This is a genomic window from Streptomyces sp. NPDC001714, assembly GCF_042892755.1.
GTDB lineage: Bacteria > Actinomycetota > Actinomycetes > Streptomycetales > Streptomycetaceae > Streptomyces.
This window is the reverse complement of record NZ_JBIAUL010000003.1, coordinates 159,129-176,837: the sequence shown is the minus strand read 5'-3', so window position 1 is coordinate 176,837 and position 17,709 is coordinate 159,129. Positions and strand designations below refer to the sequence as shown.

Genomic DNA, 17,709 nt, shown 5'->3' with positions numbered 1-17,709 from the left:
GGCAACAACCCGGCCGGAGGCCTCCGTTGAGGGGCTCGATCGACGGCCTGGGCTCCTCCGTCCCCATCGGCCCGATGCTCCCCGCGGTCTTCGCCGACGACGACCTGGCGCTGCGCTTCGTCGCCGGGCTGGACGACGTGATCGCCCCGATCCCGAACGTCCTCGACTGCCTGCCCAGCTACTTCGACCCGGCCCTGGCCCCGCTGGACTTCGCGGAGTGGCTCGGCACCTGGGTCGGCGCCGAGACCGACGGCACGGAACCGGAGCCGCTGCTCCGCGCCGCCGTGGCCGCGGCCGCCTACCTGCACCGGATCCGGGGCACCCGCTGGGGCCTGTCCGAGGCGGTCCGGCTGGCCTTCGGCGCGGCACCGGAGATCACGGAGAGCGGCGGCGCCGACTGGAGCGCCCGCCCGCTGGGCGCCTTCCCCGGCGCCCCCCGCCCCCACCTGCACGTCCACCTCACGCTGCCGTCCCCCACCCCGGCCGACCAGGTCCGCCTGGAACACCTCGTGGCCGCCGCCCGCCCCGCTCACATGCCCTACTCGGTCCAGGTGACCGCGTCCGCCGAAAGGACCCCGCAGCGATGACGACCAACCGGAACTGCACGGAGTGCGGCACGGTCGCGGAACCGGGCCGGTCCTTCTGCGACGCCTGCGGCGCGGTCCTGAGCTGGGCGACCGCCAAAGAGGAACCAGCACAGCAGCCCCCGGCCCCCGCCCCCGACTCCGGTGCCGCCCCCGGCTGGGACGCCTTCACCCGCAGAGACGGCGGCACCGGCCTCCCCCAACGAGACGGCCGGGCAACGACGACCACAGCCCCCGACGGGAACCCGCAAGGAAGGGCGACGACAACGCCCCTTCAGCACCACGACGACCTGTCAGCACCGCCTACGGCAGGGCCCCTTCAGGGTCACGACGACCTGTCAGCACCGCCTACGACAGGGCCCCGTCAGGGCCACGGCGACTTGTCAGCACCGCCCATGGCAGGGCCCCGTCAGGGTCACGGCGACCTGTCAGCACCGCCTACGGCAGGGCCCCTTCAGGGTCACGGCGACCTGTCAGCACCCCCTACGGCAGGGCCCCGTCAGGGTCACGGCGACCTGTCAGCACCGCCCATGGCAGGGCCCCTTCAGGGCCACGGCGACTTGTCAGCACCGTCCACGACAGCGCCCCGTCAGGGGCGCGGGGAACTGCGCGACCAGCCCCCACGCGCCGCCACGTCACCCACAGCCGAGACCACCCCCCTCCCCACCCCCCACCCGCAGATCACCGGCAACGGCGCCGAGCCCCCACACGCCGCACCCACCCCCACCCCCACCCCCACCTCCGACCAGGACCGAGCCCGCCGCCTCCTCATCCCGGTGAGTGAGCCCACCCCCACCCCGGCCCCCCAACCCATCGCCCCCGTCCTCCCCGGCCGCCCCACCCCCCAACGCCCCGCCGCCGTCCGGGCCCCCGGCGAGGACCTCGGCGCCCACGGCGGCACCCCCTGCCCCTGGTGCGCCACCCCCAACCGCCCCGACCGCCACTTCTGCACCCGCTGCGCCATGCCCATGGCCGGCCACCCCGACACCGGCCCCGCGGCCCGCCGCCCCTGGTGGCGCCGCGTCTTCGACTTCCGCAACAGAGAGACCCCGTGGGCAGGCGACCGCCCCCGCCTCCGCCGCACCTTCGACCGCGTCCTCACCTGGATCGTCGCCGCCGTCGTCCTCACCGGCGTCACGGTCCTGGCGATCAACACGCCCAAGGCGGTCAGCGCCACCCGCGACCACTTCGCCAAGCGCGCCCCGGTCTCCCCGGACAGCTACCGCGCCTCCCGCGCGTACGCGGGCCACAAGCCGGAACTGCTCTTCGACAAGCTGAACAACACGTGGTGGGGCCCGGGCATCGCCGGGGCCGGCGAGGGCGAGTGGGTCGAGGCGCACTTCAACGAGCCGACCCGCCTCCTGAACGTCGTCATCACCTCCGGTGAGTCGACCCACAACGAGCAGCTGAACAAGTCGGCCCTGCCGCACCGCCTGACGGCGACCGTGAAGACCGCCGACGGCAAGACCGTGACCCGCGAACTGACCCTCGACCAGGCGTCCGGCGGCCAGACCCGCGACCTGCGGGCGGCGGACGTCGTCTCCGTCCGCTTCACGATCGACTCGTCGTACCAGGCGTCGGCCCGCACCCAGGTGGCCATCGCCGAGATCGAGTTCTTCGGCCCGTCGAGCGCGAACTCCTGAGCGTGTCCGGCGAAGTCGGCTGCGGCTCGGCAGTGTGCCCCGCAAGGGGCGCTGGGCACTGCGCGACCAGCCGCAACGGCGCCGCAGCCGACGGACGCCAGACGCCACGGCACTTCCAGCGGAGCGCTCAGCTCCTCATCAGGGACCGGTACACCGCCGTGGACCTGGGATTGCCGCGGCAACGCCACACACCGTGCGGGCAGTAGTCGGTGATCGTCTGGTACAGCGGGCGGCTGCTCGCGAACCAGTCCAGCATGGAGCGCAGGTACGCCGGATCGTCGCCGTTCTCGTACAGCCCCCACTCGGGGTACGAGACCGGTTTGCCGTGGGCGCGGGCGAAGTCGACCTGGGCCCGTAGCCCGTACGGCTCGGCGGCCTGCTCCTGGAAGGACATCCCCCGCGGGGCGTCGTACGCGTCCATGCCCACCACGTCCACGTACCCGTCCCCCGGATAGCACGTGGTCCAGGGGACGGCGTCCCGGCCCCGGTTGGGCGCGAAGTCGAACCGGAACCGGGCGCCCGGCACCGACCGCATGGCCGTCACGATCCGCCGCCAGTAGGCGCGCCAGGCGGCCGGGTCCGGTCCGCAGCGATGGGTGTACGTGTCCCCGTTCATCTCCCAGCCGAGCACGACGACGGTGTCCGGCGCGCCGACCGCGACCAGCCTGCGGGCCAGGGTGCGGAAGTGGACGTCGTACAAGCCGCCCGCGCCGAGCCGGAGTTGGCGGCGCACCTCGGCGTCCGGGACGTGCGCCTCGGTGTGTTCCAGCATCGGCACGTTGAGGACGAGGAGCCGGTCGGGCTCGGCCCGCCGCCACCGCGCCCACAGCCGCACGAAGTCCGGGGCGCCCTCGATGTTCCGCCACACGTCTCCGGGCAGGTAGGTGTGCCCGACCCGGGGCCGGTCCCGCAGCCAGCTCCCGAGCGCCGCCACCCGCCGTACCCCGTCCGCGCCGTACCCGACGTACGCCCCGAAGGGCCCGGGCGCGGCGGGGCGCGGGATCTCCGGTCGGGATACGGGCAGCAGCAGGAGGGCGGCCAGCACGGCGACCCACAGGAACCTCAGACGTGCCATGCAAGGCAGTCTGGCCGCTCCGCACCCAGGTGCCACGCTATGTGGTCATACCGTGACCCTGTGCGCTTCCGTCGTGGTACGGCCGGGGCACGGCCGTACCACCGGGGTCCGCAGCGGCGGCGGGTTCACCGTGCCGTCAGGGCCCACAGCGCCGCCGGATCCCACATCGTCGCCGGGAACCACTGTCTCGTCGGGGTTGTCCGCGGCGCCGGGGTTCCGTGTGCCCGCGGGATTCTGTGCGGCCTCACCGATCGGCCGTGCCCTGACGGGGTGGACTTCGCCGGTGCGGACGACTTGACGGGTGTCGGCGACGACGTGGGTTTCGCTCCGCCGGCCGACGGCGCCGCACTCGTGGCCGGGGTGCCCGGGGCCGGGCCGAGGTGTGCCGGGGACGACGTCGCGGGCACGTTCACGCCGTGGTGCCGCAGCCACGGCAGCGGCGGGACCTCGGAGCCCAGGTGCCGGGTGGTGCGGACCTCGAAGTGGAGGTGGGGGCCGTCCGCGTTGCCGGAGGAGCCGGCCGCGCCGATCCGCTGGCCCACCGAGACGCGCTGGCCGGGGCGGACGTTGATGACGGACAGGTGGGCGTACTGGGTGTAGTAGCCGTCGGGGTGGCGTAACACGACCTGGTTGCCGAAGCCGTCGCCGCAGGTCGCGGCCACGACGCGGCCGGGGCCGACGGCGTACACGGGCGTACCGGCGTCGACGGCGAAGTCCTGGCCGGTGTGCTGGTTCTTCCAGAGGCGGCCCTTGGCGGCGTAGCGGGCGGAGAGCCGGTAACGGACCGTGGGTGCGGTCCAGTGGGCGGTGCGATCGGTGTGGTCGGTGCGACGGCCGCCGGTGGTGCGGTCCGCGCCGGCTGCGCGGTCGTTGCCGTCGCTGTGGGCGGCGAGGGGGGTGGCGCTGCGCGGGCCGAAGGCGCAGTCGGCCGGGCGCTGGTCGGCCTTGGCGGGTGTGGTGAGGAACGCGCCGGTCAGCAGGAGCACCAGCGCGGCAGTGAGGAGCCGTAGATCATCCGTTCGCATCTTCGGATCCTCTGACGACCGGCTCGCCGGGAGGTGGCCCCACGCGCCCGGCACCGCGACTTTCGCCTGTTCGGATGATCGCCCCGGCTCGCCGGGGCTCGGTCACCGCCGTCTGCATCGTCGCCGAACCGCCGTCCCTGATGGCGTTCACCACATCCCTCAGGCGATCGTCCTGGAACTGAACGCCCGCCCGCCGTCCACCCGTACCTCCGGGCACAGCACGCGTCCGCAGAACGGAGTCCCCCCGTGAACGCATCCGCAGCCATCGGCGTGACCGGCCTGGGCGTGATGGGCCGCAACCTGGCCCGGAACTTCGCCCGGCACGGCTACCCGGTCGCCGTCCACAACCGCACCCCGGCCCGCACCCGCGCGCTGATCGAGGAGTACGGCGGCGAGGGCGACTTCGTCGGCGCCGAGACCGCCGCCGAGTTCGTCGCCGCCCTCGAACGCCCCCGCCGCCTCATGATCATGGTCCAGGCGGGCGCCGCCACCGACGCCGTCATCGACGAGTTCGTGCCGCTCCTCGAACCCGGTGACATCGTCATCGACGGCGGCAACGCCCACTTCGCCGACACCCGCCGCCGCGAGGCCGCGCTGCGCGAGAAGGGCCTGCACTTCGTCGGGGTCGGTGTCTCCGGCGGCGAGGAGGGCGCGCTGCACGGCCCGTCGATCATGCCGGGCGGGTCCGCGGAGTCCTACGCGGTGCTCGGGCCGATGTTCGAGGACATCAGCGCCAAGGTGGGCGGCGAGCCGTGCGCCACGCACGTCGGCGCGGACGGCGCCGGGCACTTCGTGAAGATGGTCCACAACGGCATCGAGTACGCCGACATGCAGCTCATCGCGGAGGCCTACGACCTGCTCCGTCAGGTCGGCGGGTACGCGCCGGCCGAGATCGCCGACATCTTCCGGGAGTGGAACCGCGGCCGCCTCGGCTCCTACCTCATCGAGATCACGGCCGACGTCCTCGCCCACGTCGACGCCGCCACCGGCGCGCCCTTCGTCGACGTCGTCGCCGACGCGGCCGGGCAGAAGGGCACCGGGCGCTGGACCGTGCAGACCGCGCTGGACCTGGCTTCCCCGGTCACCGCGATCGCCCAGGCGACGTTCGCGCGTGCCGCGTCCGGCCGCAGTGAACTGCGCGCCGCGTACGCCGGTATGCCGGGCGGCACGACACCCCCGCTCAGCGCCACCGAGGCCGACCGCTTCGCCTCCCGTGTCGAACACGCCCTGTATGCCTCGAAGGTCATCGCCTACGACCAGGGCTGGACGATGATCCAGGACGCGGCCGCCGAGTACGGCTGGAAGATCGACCTCGGCGCGGTGGCCCGCATCTGGCGGGGCGGCTGCATCATCCGCGCGTCCTTCCTGGACCGGATCCGCGCGGCCTACCGGTCCGACCCGGACCTCGTCAGCCTGCTGGCCGAGGAGGAGTTCGCGAAGGAGATCGCCGACGCGCAGGTGCCGTGGCGGGAGACGGTCGCGTCCGCGGCCCGCCGCGGCATTCCCGTCCCGGCGTTCTCCGCAGCCCTCGCCCACTACGACACCCTCCGCGCCGACCGCCTCCCGGCGGCCCTCCTCCAGGGCCAGCGCGACTACTTCGGCGCCCACACCTACGGCCGCGTCGACCGCGCCGGCGCCTTCCACACCCACTGGGCAACAGAGGGCCGCCCTGAAACAGAGGGCTGAGCAGGCCTGTGCCTCTAGGCGCGCGGGGCTGCATTTGCTATGCGGCCACCACCGCTCCGACCCACCTGGGCCCCGGAAACAGAGGGTTGGGCAAGCGCCCCGTCAGGGGCGCGGGGCTGTGTCTGATATGCGGCTACCGCCGCGTGGGCGCGACCGGCCACGACGGGCCTGCAGCGGGTCGCGTTCCGACCCAACTGGGTGTCGGACAGAGGGGGTTGGGCAAGCGCCCCGTAAGGGGCGCGGGGAACTGCGCGACCAGCCACGACGGACCCGCAGCGGGCCACGCTCCGACACCCGCCGGACGGTGGGGCGGCCGACAGTGCCGCGAAACGCCGTCGGCGGTCTGCGGCATCGTCGTGGCTGGTCGCGCAGTTCCCCGCGCCCCCAAAAAAAGCCGGGCGTTGCAGTCCGAGCCTGTCAGATGCCCACCGTCAGACGCCCACCCGCACCGCCTTCGCCGGCGGCACCCGCAGGGCTCTTCTCGTGGGCAGCTCGATCGTGACGTACGCCGTCACGACCACCGTCACCGCCGCCGCCGGCAACAGCCAGGCCGGGCCCGCCGGCCACGGCCGGGACAGGAAGCCCTCGCCCAGCAGCGCCAGCGGCACCGCGGACAGCGCCGCCCCCGAGACGAGTGCCGCCACCGCGATCACCCCGGCCTCCCTGCGCATCATCGCGAGGATCTGCCGCGGCGTCGTACCGACCAGCCGCAGCGCGGCGATCTCCGTGCGGCGCTGGGATGTCGCCGCCACCAGCCGGTTGGCGATGCTGAGCAGCAGGTAGCCGAGCAGGACGACGATGACGGCGAGGTTCACCCACACCTCGGGCGGGGTGTCCGCGCCCGCCCCACGGGCCGTGTCCGAGAGGGCGAGGCCGGGGCGGGTGGCGGTCAGTGCGGTGAGCCCGCGTTCGGCGGTGGCCGTGCTGTCGGTGCGGACGAGGACGCCCTGGTCGAGCCCGGACGTGGTGTGCCCGGCGGCCAGGTCGTGGGAGAGGACGACCGGGCCGAAGCCGAGCCCGCGGTCGTAGACGGCCACCACCTTCGCCTCGACGGGCGCGCCGTCGCCGAGGAACAGCTTGATACGGGCGCCGAGTCGCGCGTCGCGCGGACCCGCGACCTCGCTGCTGACGGCGACCGTGGCGCCGGTCAGGGCGGAGAGGCTGCCCCGGGTCACCCCGAGGTCGAGGACGTCCCGCGCGGCGGGCGTGAGGATCAGCGCGGCGGCGGACTCGGTCTCGGTGTCGCCGAACACGGGGTACGGCCAGACGACGGTGGTCGTGCCGACGGGAGCCGCCGCCCGCACCCCCGGCAGCCGCCGTACCTCGGCGAGCGTGTCCGTCGGCAGCCCGCCGAGGGCGGCCGCGGTCAGCCGGTACTGGGCCGGCGTCCCGGTGCGGGTGTCGTCCGCGGTCGCGGTCAGCACGGTGGTCTGGGCGAGGGTGTACGTCAGCACGAACACCACCGCCATGGCGAGCGGGCTGACCACCCCGGTGACGCGCTGCGCGTACGCCCGGACATTGGACATCGCCAGCCAGGTCGGTGCGGACACGCCGGGGCGCAGCCGTCGTACGACCGCTTCGCCCGCCGTCCGGACCAGCGCGGGGCCGGCCAGGGCCAGGCCGATCGCGGCGACGATGCCCGCGATGGAGGTGCCGGAGGCGCCGATCGCGGTGCGTTGCAGGAGCGGGGCGACGGAGAGGGCGCCGGAGGCGGCGATCAGGAGCAGGCCCGCGACCGTGCGGGGGCGGGAGGGCGCGCGGGGCTCGCTGCGGGACTCGGCGACCGCCTCGGTGGCCGGCATCGTCGACGTGCGCCAGGCCGCGCAGCGGGCCGCTGTCCGGACGGCCGCGAGGAGGAGCACGACGGTGGCCAGGGCGGGGAACGGGCTCAGGGTGAGGGGGAGTTGGGCCGGGAGCACCTCCCGGTGGACGAGCAGGGTGCGGAAGCGGTCGGCCAGCAGGTAGCCGAGGGCGACGCCCGGGACCAGGGCCACGGCGGCCACGGCCGTCGACTGGGCCGCCGCCAGCCGCCGGATCTGCCGCGGGGTCGCACCGACGGCCCGCATCAGCGCCAGGTCGCGGCGCTGCCCGGCGATCGCCACGCCCAGGGCGCCGGTCGTCACGAATCCGGTGATCAGCAGGACGATCCCGGCGAGGGAGCCGGAGAGGAGGACGAGGAGGGAGCGGGCGGAGCCGACGCCGGGCGCCACGGCCGTACCCCGGTCGGCTCCGGTGAGGACCTGCAGACCGGTCCCGGCGACCGCCGCGCGCACCGCCGAGGCGACCTGGCCGGTGGCGCCGGGCCGGGTGCGGAGGCCTATGAGATCGACGGTGTGGGCACGCGCGGCGGCCGTCCGGGTGCCGGTGCGGGCCGCCAGCTCCGCCGCCCTGCCGTCCGTGAAGTAGACGCCCGCGTCCGGGGCGTGGACCAGGGCCGAGACGCAGTAGGCGGTGGCCGCGCGGCCGTTGGCGGTGACGCGGACCCGGTCGCCCACGGACAGGCCGGTCGTCGCGGCCACCGCCACCTCGGAGGGGGTCGACGGGGCCCGGCCCTCGACGCGGGCGCCGGCGAGCAGCTTCGTCGAGGACCAGCCGTGCCCGGCCGCCGCCGGGTCCTGGCCGTCGGCGGCCGGGAGCAGGCGGCCCCGCGCGTCCGTCGTGGCGGCGGGGAAACCGAGGTCGCCGACGGCGAGGGCGACGCCGGGCAGCTTCGCCAGGCGGGCGGTGAGGGCGGCCGGGACGGTGGCCCGTTCGGGGAGCGCGATCGGCAGGTCGCCGGAGACGTGGTACTCCTGGTCGGCGGCGACCACGACGTCCGCGCCGCCGAGGCGGCCCGGGGGCAGCTGGGAGCGGAGCCCGGACTCGGCCAGCACCCCGGTGGCGGTGACCAGGGCGGCGGCGCCCAGGACCGCGCAGGCCACCGCGAGCAGCGAGGCGATCCGGTGCGCGGCCATCCGCAGGGCGAAGCGGACCATGGTCAGTGCTCTCCCAACGCGGCGAGCCGGACGGCCAGATGGCCCGCCGTCGGGTGGTCCATGGCCGCCACGACCCGGCCGTCGGCCATCACCAGCGCGGTGTGCGCGCGGGCCGCGGCGGCCGGGTCGTGGGTGACCATCACGACCGTCTGGCCGAGGTCGTCGACGAGGGTCCGCAGCAGGTCGAGGACCTGGTGGGCGCTGCGCAGGTCGAGCGCGCCGGTCGGCTCGTCGGCGAAGACCACCGCCGGGTGGGCGGCCAACGCCCGTACCAGGGCGGCGCGTTGCTGCTGGCCGCCGGAGAGCTCGGCGGGGCGGTGGTGCAGGCGGTCGGCCAGCCCGACGCGTTCGACCAGGGTGCCGATCCAGTCCCGGTCGGGGCGGCGGCCGGCCAGCCGCAGCGGCAGCGTGATGTTGTCCTCGACGGAGAGGGACGGGATCAGGTTGTAGGCCTGGAAGACGAAACCGACCCGCTCCCGGCGCAGTTCGGTGCGCTTCGTCTCGTTCAGCCCGGCGATCTCCCGGCCGTCGATGCGGACGCTGCCCGAGGTCGGCGCGTCCAGGCCCGCCGCGCAGTGCATCAGCGTGCTCTTGCCGGAGCCGGAGGGGCCCATCACGGCGAGGAAGGTGCCGTGCTCCACGGTGAGCGACACGTCGTCCAGGGCCCGTACCCCGCCCGCGTACGTCTTGCCGACGCCCGCGAGCGCGATGGCCGGGGCCCGGCGGGCGGTGTCCGTCACGATCGCGCTCATCGGCGGCCGCGCAGCCGGCGCACGACCAGGGTGGCCGCGCTGAGCAGGGTCACCACGCCGCAGGTCACGTTGATCCAGGCATCGGCACCGCCGTACGAGGCCGCCAGGTTGGCGGCGGCGCTGAGGACGAGCAGGGACCAGAGGAGGGTGCGGGCGAGGTCCACGCCGTCGGCCGTGCCGCCCCGCTGGTCGGCGGGCGGTGTGCCGGTGAGGCGGTAGGGGTCGGGGTGGGCCACGGGGAACCTCCTGCTGGGGGCCGACGTCCTGGGTGGGGTACGGGCACCGACGCTACGGACGGTGCCCCCTCCCGGCCGATCCCGTGTGCCGCCGGATCGGAGGTACAGCAGGCTGTACTTTCCTGCGCTCCGGGGCCCGGTGAACTGCGGTACGCCCTAGGGTCGTCGGTGTCGAGAGGAGGGGGCCGCGGATGGCTGTCACCGGCACCCGGCCGGACCGCGCGGACGAGGGCGCGGACGCGGGCGGGGGCGAGCTCGGAGGCGAGTCCGGAGGCGAGTTCGGGCGAGAGGGCCTGAAGGTCGTCGCCGTGCGGACGGTGCGGGCCGCCGGCGGTGCGCTCGCGGAGCTCGTCGGCGGGCTCGGTACGGCCGCCCTGGCACTCGCCCTGCTCCTGCTGCTCGCGGTCGCCGCGGTGACCGCCCCGCTCGGCGCCGGAGTGCTTCTGGCGACCCCGCTGCTGCGCGCGCTGCACGCCCTGGCCCGCCGCGAACGCGCACGGCTCGGCCGGCGCGGTCCCGAGGTCCTCGCCCCGGAACCGGCCCCGCCGGCCCGGCTACGGCTCGCCCTCGGCGATCCCACCACCCGGCGGGAACTGCAGTGGCTGGCCCGGCACGGCACGGCACGGCCGGCCTGCTGCTGGGCCTGGCGGGCTTCCTGCTGCCGCTGTCCGCCGTACGGGACACGGCGTTCCCGCTGTACTGGCGGTTCATGCCGGGGGGCACGACCGCCACCTCCTTCGGCTACGGCGTCGCGCACTCCTGGGCGGACGCCTTCGCCGTCTGCGCGTTCGGCATCGGGTCGGTCGCCGTCATCCTGGGCCTGACCCCCGGCATGGCCCGGCTCCAGGCGGACCCAGGACGCCGGCTGCTCGCCGCCGGACCCGACCAGGACCTCTTCCTGCGGGTCGCGGAGCTCACCGCCACCCGGGCCGCCGCGCTCGACGCCCACGCCACCGAACTGCGGCGCATCGAGCGGGCGTTGCACGACGGCACGCAGAACCGGCTGGTCTCGGTCACCGTGCTGCTCGGCGCCGCCCGCCGTCAGGTGGCGCGGGATCCGTCCCGCGCCGACGAGATCCTGGAGCGCGCCCAGTCCGCCGCCGAGACGGCGCTGGCCGAACTGCGCACGGTCTCGCGGAGCATCCTGCCGCCGGTCCTGGACGACCGGGGGCTCGCGGGCGCGCTGTCCGGCCTCGCCGCCGACTGCCCGGTGCCCTGCCGGATCGACGTGGACGCGCCGGAACGCTGTGCCGCGTCGGTCGAGGCGACGGCCTACTTCGTCGTCGCCGAGGCCCTGACCAACGTCGCCAAGCACAGCGGCGCCCGGTCGGTCACCGTGACCGTCCGCGCCATGGGCGGGCGGCTGCGCCTGACCGTCGTCGACGACGGCCGGGGTGGCGCCGAGGAGGCCGACGGCTCCGGACTCACCGGCATCCGCCGCCGGATCGCCGCCCACGACGGCACCCTCCGCCTGGCCAGCCCGCCCGGCGGCCCGACAACCCTGGAAGTGGACCTGCCCAGTGGATCGTGAAGCACCGGCGCCCGGCGGCGCAGAAGTGGCCGACGGCGTCCACCCGTCCCTGCGGATCGTGATCGCCGAGGACGACCCCCTGCTCCGCGAGGGGCTCGCCCTGCTGCTGCGGGCCGAGTCGATGGACGTGGCCGCCACCGCGGGCACCGCCGAGGAGGCGCTGGACGCCGTCGAGGCGCACGCGCCGGACGTCGCCATCCTCGACGTCCGGATGCCGCCCACGCACACCGACGAAGGCATCCGCGCGGCCGTCGAGGCCAGGCGCCGCCACCCCGGTCTCTCCGTCCTCGTCCTGTCGGCGTACGTCGAGCAGAGCTTCGCCACCCAGCTGCTCACCGGCGGGGTGGGCGGGCTCGGCTATCTGCTGAAGGAACGGGTGGGCCGGGTCGAGGAGTTCCTGGACGCCCTGCACCGGGTGGCGTGCGGCGGCACCGCGATCGACCCCGAGGTCGTCGCCCAGCTCTTCACCCGGTCCCGTCAGGACAGCCGCTTGGAGAGGCTCAGCCCGCGCGAGCGCGACGTGCTGGCGCTGATGGCGGAGGGCCTCGGCAACTCCGCGATCGCCGAGCGGCTCGTCGTCACCGACGGCGCCGTCCACAAGCACATCCGGTCCATCTTCGCGAAGCTCGACCTGTCCCCGGCCGACCGGGTGGACCGCCGGGTGGCGGCGGTCCTGCACTACCTGGAGGACGCCCGGGGCAGATCCCGTTGAGCCCGGTCAGACGCGGACGCCGAACATGAACGGGCCGCCGATGGTGGACATCGACTCGTAGCGGACGACCGTGCCGGTGCGCGGGGCGTGCAGGATCTGGCCGTTGCCCGCGTACAGGCCCACGTGGTGCAGGTCGTTGAAGAAGAAGACCAGGTCGCCGACCTGGAGGTCGGACGTCGAGTAGATCTTGGTGCCGATCGTCGACTGGGACTCGGAGGTCCGGGGTATGGAGACGCCGGCCTGCGCGTAGGCCCAGGAGGTCAGGCCCGAGCAGTCGAAGGAGGACGGGCCGGTGGCGCCGTAGACGTACGGGGTGCCGAGCTTGGTCTTGGCGGCGGCGAAAGCGGCGGCCGCCCTGCCGGTGGCGGAGGTGTCGTTGCCGAGGTCCACCCGCTCGCCGGCGGAACGGCTCGCGCGGTCCTGCTCGGCGGCGAGGGCGGCCTTCTCGGCGGCGGTGAGGCTGTTGAGCAGCTTCTGCGCCTCGGCGAGCTTAGCCTGGACTTCCTTCTTCTTCTTGCCGAGTTCGGTGCGGGTGGCGGCCAGGTCCTTGAGCTTGCCGGTGGCCTCCGCCCGCTCCTGCGCCAGTTCGCGCTGCTTGGCCTGGATCTTCTTGAGCGTCTCGACCTGCTGGCCGCTCAGCTGGTCGAGGGTGGACGCCTTGTCCAGGTAGGAGTCCGGGTCGGAGGAGAGGAACAGCTGGAGGGACGGGTCGAGGCCGCCGCTGCGGTACTGGGCGGTGGCCATGGAGCCGATGCCGTCCCGCAGTTCGTTCAGTTCGTCCTGCCCGCGCGCGACGGAGTCCTGCAGCGCGGATATCTGCTTCTGGAGCTTCTCCTGCTTCTCCTTGGCCCCGTTGAACTTCTCGGTGGCCTGCTCGGCCTCCTCGTACAGCTTGTCGACCCGGGACTTCACCTCGGCCTTGCTCGGCTTCTCGCCGGGCGCGGCGTTGGCCGCCTGTGAACTGAGGGCCACGGCGGCAGCGGCGGCGGAGGTGAGCACGGTGACACGGGCACGGCCCGGCTGCTTGGCACGACGGTGGGACGCCACGGAGGCGAGCTCCTTCCGAGCAGAGGTTCGGGCAACAGACCCTAATGACTCTCTTATGGTCAGTTCAAATCTTCGCATGAAAATTCTTGGCCGGAACTGATCGGAGGTGACGGCCTCCTGACACCGCATCGAACGAAAGGGTCTGCTGATTGTAAAGAACCTTGACAGTCAATTGGTCTAGTCCAACTATGGGCGTCCATGAGACGCACTCGTGCCCTGCACGCCCTGCCCGCAACCGCCCTGTCCGCCGCGCTCGTTGCCCTCGGGGCAGGCGCCGCGCACGCAGCTCCGAACGCCACCGCGCACTCCGCTCCGCACTCCGCGAAGCCCATGCCCGCGCACGTCGCGGCCCCCTACTTCGAGGCCTGGACCGGAGAGAGCCCCGCCACGCTCGCCGCCGAGTCCGGCAACAAGTACCTCACCCTGGCCTTCCTCCAGACACCCGCCGCGGGCTCCTGCACCGCCGACTGGAACGGCGACGCCACCCAGCCCATCGCCCCGGCGACCTTCGGCACCGACATCGCCGCCCTCCAGGCCCGCGGCGGCAACGCCATCCCCTCCTTCGGCGGCTACAGCGCCGACACCACCGGCACCGAACTCGCCGACAGCTGCACCGACGTGGACGCCATCGCCGGCGTCTACGAGAAGCTCGTCACGACGTACGGCATCAGCCGTATCGACCTCGACATCGAGGCGGACTCCCTCGCCAACACGGCCGGAATCGACCGCCGCAACAAGGCGGTCGCCAAGGCCGAGCGCTGGGCCGAGCGCACCGGCCGTCCGCTCCAGTTCTCCTACACCCTGCCGACGACCACCAAGGGACTGGAGGACAACGCCCTGGCCGTCCTCCAGAACGCCGTCGCCAACCACGCGCGCGTGGACGTCGTCAACATCATGACCTTCGACTACTACGACGGCGCCGCCCACGACATGGCCGCCGACACCAAGACCGCCGCCGACGGCCTGCACGCCCAACTCCACGCCCTGTACCCGCACAAGAGCGCCAAGGGCCTGTGGGGCAGGATCGGCGTCACCGAGATGCCCGGCATCGACGACTTCGGCCCGGCGGAGACCTTCACCACCCAGAACGCCGCGACGGTCGAACGCTGGGCCGCCGCCCAGGGCGTCGACACCCTCTCCTTCTGGGCCCTCCAGCGCGACAACGGCGGCTGCGTCGGCACCGGCGGTGCCAACGCCTGCTCCGGAATAGCCCAGGACCCCTGGTACTTCAGCCACACCTTCGCCCGCTTCGGCGGCCCGCGCCGGTAGGCGCTTCGCCGGAATCGCCGCGATCTGCCGTGTGCCGTGATCCGTCTGCGGCGTGGTCGTGGCTGGTCGCGCCGCACGACCCGGTCGGCCCGGGCGTCCACACCCTGTGGACGCCCCGGCCGAATCGCGTACGGGGCACTACGGGTTGACGACCGTCCCGCCGAAGGTGACGTTCAGCTTGCCGGACGAGGCGAAGGACCAGCCGAGGGCGCCCGCGTAGGAGGAGCACCGGGAGCCGTCGGTGCCGGTACGGAACACCGAAGTGCCCTTGGCGAAGGAGAAGTTGCGCTCGGCGTTGTCGATGCCGACGTTGTTCGAGACGGTCATCGAAAAGGCCCCCTGAGAGGGGTATTTCGACAGTGATCGGAATAGGGGTTTCGGCTCCTCGGTTGTCCAGGTCATGGACGAGATCCCTCGCAAGATCGACCTCGGCGCCGTCGGCGTGTGGCGCCACGACAGGACGGAGCCCGGCCTGGCCGCCGAGCTGGAACGCCTCGGCTACGGCACGCTGTGGCTCGGCAACGTGACCGACCCGGAGCTGGCCGTGGCCGAGCAGCTGCTCGACGCCACCGGGACCCTGGTCGTCGCCACCGGCATCGTGAACATCTGGTCCAACCCGGCCGACCGGGTCGCCCGCGCGTACCGGCGCATCGCCGAACGCCACGCGGACCGCTTCCTGCTGGGCATCGGCGCCGGCCACCCGGAGGCGACGAAGGAGTTCGTACGGCCGTACCAGGCCCTCAACGACTACCTGGACGTCCTCGACGCTGGCGGCGTCCCGGTCGCCCGCCGGGCGCTGGCGGCCCTCGGCCCCCGCGTCCTGCGCCTGGCCGGCGACCGTACGGCGGCCGCGCACCCCTACCTCGTCACCCCCGAGCACACCCGCCGGGCCCGCGAGCTCCTCGGCGCCGGACCGCTCCTCGCTCCCGAACAGAAGGTGGTCCTGGAGACCGACCCCGCCGAGGCCCGCGCGATCGGCGACGCCACGCTCGGCTTCTACCTGGGCATGACCAACTACGTGGGCAACCTGCGCCGCCTGGGCTTCGACGACACCGACTTCGCGGACGGCGGCAGCGACCGTCTCTTCGACGCGCTGATCGTGCACGGCGACACGGCCCGGGTGGCGGCGGGCGTCCGGGCCCATCTGGAGGCCGGTGCCGACCACGTGGCGGTGCAGATGCTGCACGCCGACGGCACCGACCCGCTGCCGGCCTACGGGGCGCTGGCGAAGGCGTTGGGGCTGGGGGCGGCGGGCGAGTAGGCCCCGGCGGGGGTCGGGAGCTGCGGTTCAGAGGCTGGTGAGCAGGGCGTCCAGCGGTGCGGGTATGCGGTCCGGGTCCAGGGCCTCGACGAGGACCCGGCCGTAATGGATCTTGCGGCCCGATGTGGTGCCGAGGAAGCGGCGGAACTGCTGCTGTGCGGTGCGGCCCCGCTGGGCGGGCTGGTTCAGGAAGGTGCGCAGGGCGCGGTCGTCGCCCTCGGCGTGGGCCAGTTCGGCGACCCTGGGCGGGCCGAGGGCACGGACCAGCTCGTCCTCCAGGTCGGCCGCGCAGACGAAGACGCCGTGCTGTGCGGCGCCGGCCCGCTCCAGGCCGCGGATGTAGTAGGGGCGTTCGTGTTCGTCGCAGAGGCCTGCCAGGCGCAGGCCGAGGCCGGGCGGTCCGAGGAGGCGGGCGAAGCGGCCGACGTTCATCGCCCCGCCCATCGACAGCACACAGATCCCTTCGGCCGCCAGGTCCCGGCCGCGCCGGGCGGCCAGCGCGTCGACGGCCGCGAGATCGCTGGGCCCTTCGAGCAGCACGGCGACCCGGACGCCGAGCAGGTCGGCGAGTTCCCGCGCGGGCTCCTCGAGACCGCCGCCGGACCATGCGCGGACGGCTTCCCGGAAGGCGGCCATGTCCGGCGGACGTTCCGTGGCTGCGGCGTTCGAGGTGTCCGCCACCTCCGCCGCGCCTCCGGCGTCTTCTGTGTCCGCCGTCCCTCCCGTGTCCGCCGCGTCTCCGGCGTCTTCTGTGTCCGCCGTCCCTCCCGTGTCCGCCGCGTCTCCGGCGTCTTCTGTGTCCGCCGCCCCTCCCGTGTCCGCCGCGTCTCCGGCGTCTTCTGTGTCCGCCGTCCCTCCCGTGTCCGCCGCGCTTGCGGTGTCCTCTGCGTCCGCCGCGAATCCTGTGTTCGCCGCGTCCGGCGCGTCCGGCGTGTCCGTCATGGGACGAGTCTCCGCCCGGGTCCGGCGGTGGTGCTACGGAATATCCGGGGCGCCGCCGAACTCGGGGACGGCGGGCTCAGACGATACGGGCGCCGGTGCCGCCGACGTGGACGCGTGGGTCCCCCGAGCGCAGGGTCACCGTGAGTTCGCCGGGGCGGCCCAGGTCCTCGCCCTGGTGGAGGGTGAGGACGGCGTCCTCGGGGACCAGGCCGAGCTCACGGACGTACGCGCCGAACGCGGCGGCCGCGGCGCCGGTCGCCGGGTCCTCGACGACCCCGCCGACGGGGAACGGGTCACGGACGTGGAAGACGGTGGCCGACTCGCGCCACACCAACTGCACGGTGGTCAGGTCCAGCCGGTGCATCAGCGCTTCGAGGCGGGCGAAGTCGTACGCGAGGTCCGCGAGGCGGGCGCGGGTCGCCGCAGCGAGCACGAGATGGCGGGCGCCGGCGAACGCGATGCGGGGCGGGAAGGCCGGGTCGAGATCGGCGGCCGGCCAGTCGAGCGCGGCCAGCGCCTCCGCGAGGTCGGCGTCGGTGATCTCCTCGGTGTGCGGCTCGACGCTGGTGAGCGTGGCCCGGACCGCCCCGCCCTCGTCGGTCACCGCCACCGGCACGGTGCCCGCGCGAGTGGCGAACACCAGCTCCCCGGGGCCGGTCCGCTCGGCGAGCGCGACGGCGGTCGCGATGGTGGCGTGCCCGCAGAACGGCACCTCGGCCTTCGGGCTGAAGTAACGGATGGTGTAGGCCCGTCCGTCCTGGCCGCCGAGGCCCTCCGGGGGCGCGGTCAGGAACGCGGACTCCGAGTAGCCGAGTTCGGCGGCGATGGCGAGCATGCCGGCGTCGTCCAGACCGGTGGCGTCCAGCACGACGCCGGCGGGGTTGCCGCCCTCGGGCGAGCTGGAGAAGGCGGTGTAGCGCAGGATCTCGGGCCGGGGCGCGTTCGTCGTCATGGTCGCGGCAACGTGGGGC

The 17,709-nt window shown here is 74.1% G+C and carries 14 protein-coding genes and 2 pseudogenes; 7 read left to right on the top strand and 9 right to left on the bottom strand.

Features of this window, described 5'->3' with window-relative positions:
* Positions 1–26 precede the first annotated feature (26 nt).
* Positions 27–587 (top strand): phage tail protein, encoded by a 561-nt coding sequence (locus tag ACFY0P_RS09580; RefSeq protein ID WP_388909141.1) that lies wholly within the window; start codon positions 27–29, stop codon positions 585–587.
* Positions 588–1,144: 557 nt separating this feature from the next.
* Positions 1,145–2,227, top strand: a complete 1,083-nt coding sequence (locus ACFY0P_RS09575) for an NADase-type glycan-binding domain-containing protein (protein ID WP_388909139.1) — start codon at positions 1,145–1,147, stop codon at positions 2,225–2,227.
* 127 nt (positions 2,228–2,354) lie between these two features.
* On the opposite strand, the gene ACFY0P_RS09570 is transcribed toward ACFY0P_RS09575, so the two are convergent.
* Positions 2,355–3,302 (bottom strand): glycoside hydrolase family 26 protein, encoded by a 948-nt coding sequence (locus ACFY0P_RS09570; RefSeq protein WP_388909137.1) that lies wholly within the window; start codon positions 3,300–3,302, stop codon positions 2,355–2,357.
* Between the two features lie 125 nt (positions 3,303–3,427).
* Positions 3,428–4,327, bottom strand: a complete 900-nt coding sequence (locus tag ACFY0P_RS09565) for a peptidoglycan DD-metalloendopeptidase family protein (RefSeq protein ID WP_388909136.1) — start codon at positions 4,325–4,327, stop codon at positions 3,428–3,430.
* A 246-nt stretch (positions 4,328–4,573) separates the two neighbouring features.
* On the opposite strand from ACFY0P_RS09565, the gene gndA reads away from it, so the two are divergent.
* Complete coding sequence (gene gndA, locus ACFY0P_RS09560; RefSeq protein ID WP_388909134.1) at positions 4,574–6,013, top strand: NADP-dependent phosphogluconate dehydrogenase; 1,440 nt, start codon at positions 4,574–4,576, stop codon at positions 6,011–6,013.
* A gap of 431 nt (positions 6,014–6,444) precedes the next feature.
* On the opposite strand, the gene ACFY0P_RS09555 is transcribed toward gndA, so the two are convergent.
* Genes ACFY0P_RS09555 through ACFY0P_RS09545 form a run of 3 tightly spaced genes read right to left on the bottom strand, consistent with a single transcriptional unit; the run spans position 6,445 to position 9,976 of the window.
* On the bottom strand, positions 6,445–8,988 hold the full coding sequence (locus ACFY0P_RS09555) for an FtsX-like permease family protein (protein ID WP_388909132.1): 2,544 nt from the start codon (positions 8,986–8,988) through the stop codon (positions 6,445–6,447).
* Between the two features lie 2 nt (positions 8,989–8,990).
* Positions 8,991–9,740: an ABC transporter ATP-binding protein gene (locus ACFY0P_RS09550; RefSeq protein WP_388909130.1), complete on the bottom strand. Its 750-nt coding sequence runs from the start codon at positions 9,738–9,740 to the stop codon at positions 8,991–8,993.
* The gene (locus ACFY0P_RS09545) at positions 9,737–9,976 is read right to left on the bottom strand and encodes a hypothetical protein (RefSeq protein ID WP_388909129.1); all 240 of its coding nucleotides are present in this window, start codon (positions 9,974–9,976) and stop codon (positions 9,737–9,739) included. The genes ACFY0P_RS09550 and ACFY0P_RS09545 overlap by 4 nt, the downstream gene beginning before the upstream one ends.
* A 191-nt stretch (positions 9,977–10,167) precedes the next feature.
* On the opposite strand from ACFY0P_RS09545, the pseudogene ACFY0P_RS09540 reads away from it, so the two are divergent.
* Both ACFY0P_RS09540 and ACFY0P_RS09535 read left to right on the top strand, forming a co-directional pair.
* A pseudogene (locus tag ACFY0P_RS09540) lies at positions 10,168–11,507 on the top strand (sensor domain-containing protein).
* A 49-nt stretch (positions 11,508–11,556) separates the two neighbouring features.
* Positions 11,557–12,219 (top strand): response regulator, encoded by a 663-nt coding sequence (locus tag ACFY0P_RS09535; protein WP_388910082.1) that lies wholly within the window; start codon positions 11,557–11,559, stop codon positions 12,217–12,219.
* A 6-nt stretch (positions 12,220–12,225) separates the two neighbouring features.
* On the opposite strand, the gene ACFY0P_RS09530 is transcribed toward ACFY0P_RS09535, so the two are convergent.
* Complete coding sequence (locus ACFY0P_RS09530) at positions 12,226–13,266, bottom strand: NlpC/P60 family protein (RefSeq protein ID WP_388909127.1); 1,041 nt, start codon at positions 13,264–13,266, stop codon at positions 12,226–12,228.
* 198 nt (positions 13,267–13,464) lie between these two features.
* On the opposite strand from ACFY0P_RS09530, the gene ACFY0P_RS09525 reads away from it, so the two are divergent.
* Positions 13,465–14,535, top strand: a complete 1,071-nt coding sequence (locus tag ACFY0P_RS09525; RefSeq protein ID WP_388909125.1) for a chitinase — start codon at positions 13,465–13,467, stop codon at positions 14,533–14,535.
* 138 nt (positions 14,536–14,673) lie between these two features.
* On the opposite strand, the pseudogene ACFY0P_RS09520 reads toward ACFY0P_RS09525, so the two are convergent.
* Positions 14,674–14,865: pseudogene (locus ACFY0P_RS09520) on the bottom strand (right-handed parallel beta-helix repeat-containing protein); the annotation flags it as partial.
* 70 nt (positions 14,866–14,935) lie between these two features.
* Between ACFY0P_RS09520 and ACFY0P_RS09515 the strand changes: the two are divergent.
* Positions 14,936–15,796 carry an LLM class F420-dependent oxidoreductase gene (locus ACFY0P_RS09515; protein WP_388909123.1) on the top strand — a complete coding sequence of 287 codons (861 nt, stop codon included), beginning with the start codon at positions 14,936–14,938 and terminating at the stop codon, positions 15,794–15,796.
* Between the two features lie 27 nt (positions 15,797–15,823).
* Here ACFY0P_RS09515 and ACFY0P_RS09510 read toward each other — a convergent pair whose 3' ends face one another.
* Positions 15,824–16,432 carry a TOPRIM nucleotidyl transferase/hydrolase domain-containing protein gene (locus ACFY0P_RS09510; RefSeq protein ID WP_388910079.1) on the bottom strand — a complete coding sequence of 203 codons (609 nt, stop codon included), beginning with the start codon at positions 16,430–16,432 and terminating at the stop codon, positions 15,824–15,826.
* Positions 16,433–16,814: 382 nt separating this feature from the next.
* A complete protein-coding gene (locus tag ACFY0P_RS09505; protein ID WP_388909121.1) occupies positions 16,815–17,690 on the bottom strand; it encodes a PhzF family phenazine biosynthesis protein in 876 nt (291 codons plus the stop codon).
* Between the last annotated feature and the right edge of the window lie 19 nt (positions 17,691–17,709).

Bases quoted from the DNA above. Each gene is read 5' to 3' on its own strand.
- ACFY0P_RS09570 (WP_388909137.1), bottom strand. From the start codon at position 3,302: ATGGCACGTCTGAGGTTCCTGTGGGTCGCCGTGCTGGCCGCCCTCCTG.
- ACFY0P_RS09565 (WP_388909136.1), bottom strand. From the start codon at position 4,327: ATGCGAACGGATGATCTACGGCTCCTCACTGCCGCGCTGGTGCTCCTG.
- ACFY0P_RS09555 (WP_388909132.1), bottom strand. From the start codon at position 8,988: ATGGTCCGCTTCGCCCTGCGGATGGCCGCGCACCGGATCGCCTCGCTG.
- ACFY0P_RS09550 (WP_388909130.1), bottom strand. From the start codon at position 9,740: ATGAGCGCGATCGTGACGGACACCGCCCGCCGGGCCCCGGCCATCGCG.
- ACFY0P_RS09525 (WP_388909125.1), top strand. From the start codon at position 13,465: ATGAGACGCACTCGTGCCCTGCACGCCCTGCCCGCAACCGCCCTGTCC.
- ACFY0P_RS09515 (WP_388909123.1), top strand. From the start codon at position 14,936: ATGGACGAGATCCCTCGCAAGATCGACCTCGGCGCCGTCGGCGTGTGG.
- ACFY0P_RS09510 (WP_388910079.1), bottom strand. From the start codon at position 16,432: ATGGCCGCCTTCCGGGAAGCCGTCCGCGCATGGTCCGGCGGCGGTCTC.
- ACFY0P_RS09505 (WP_388909121.1), bottom strand. From the start codon at position 17,690: ATGACGACGAACGCGCCCCGGCCCGAGATCCTGCGCTACACCGCCTTC.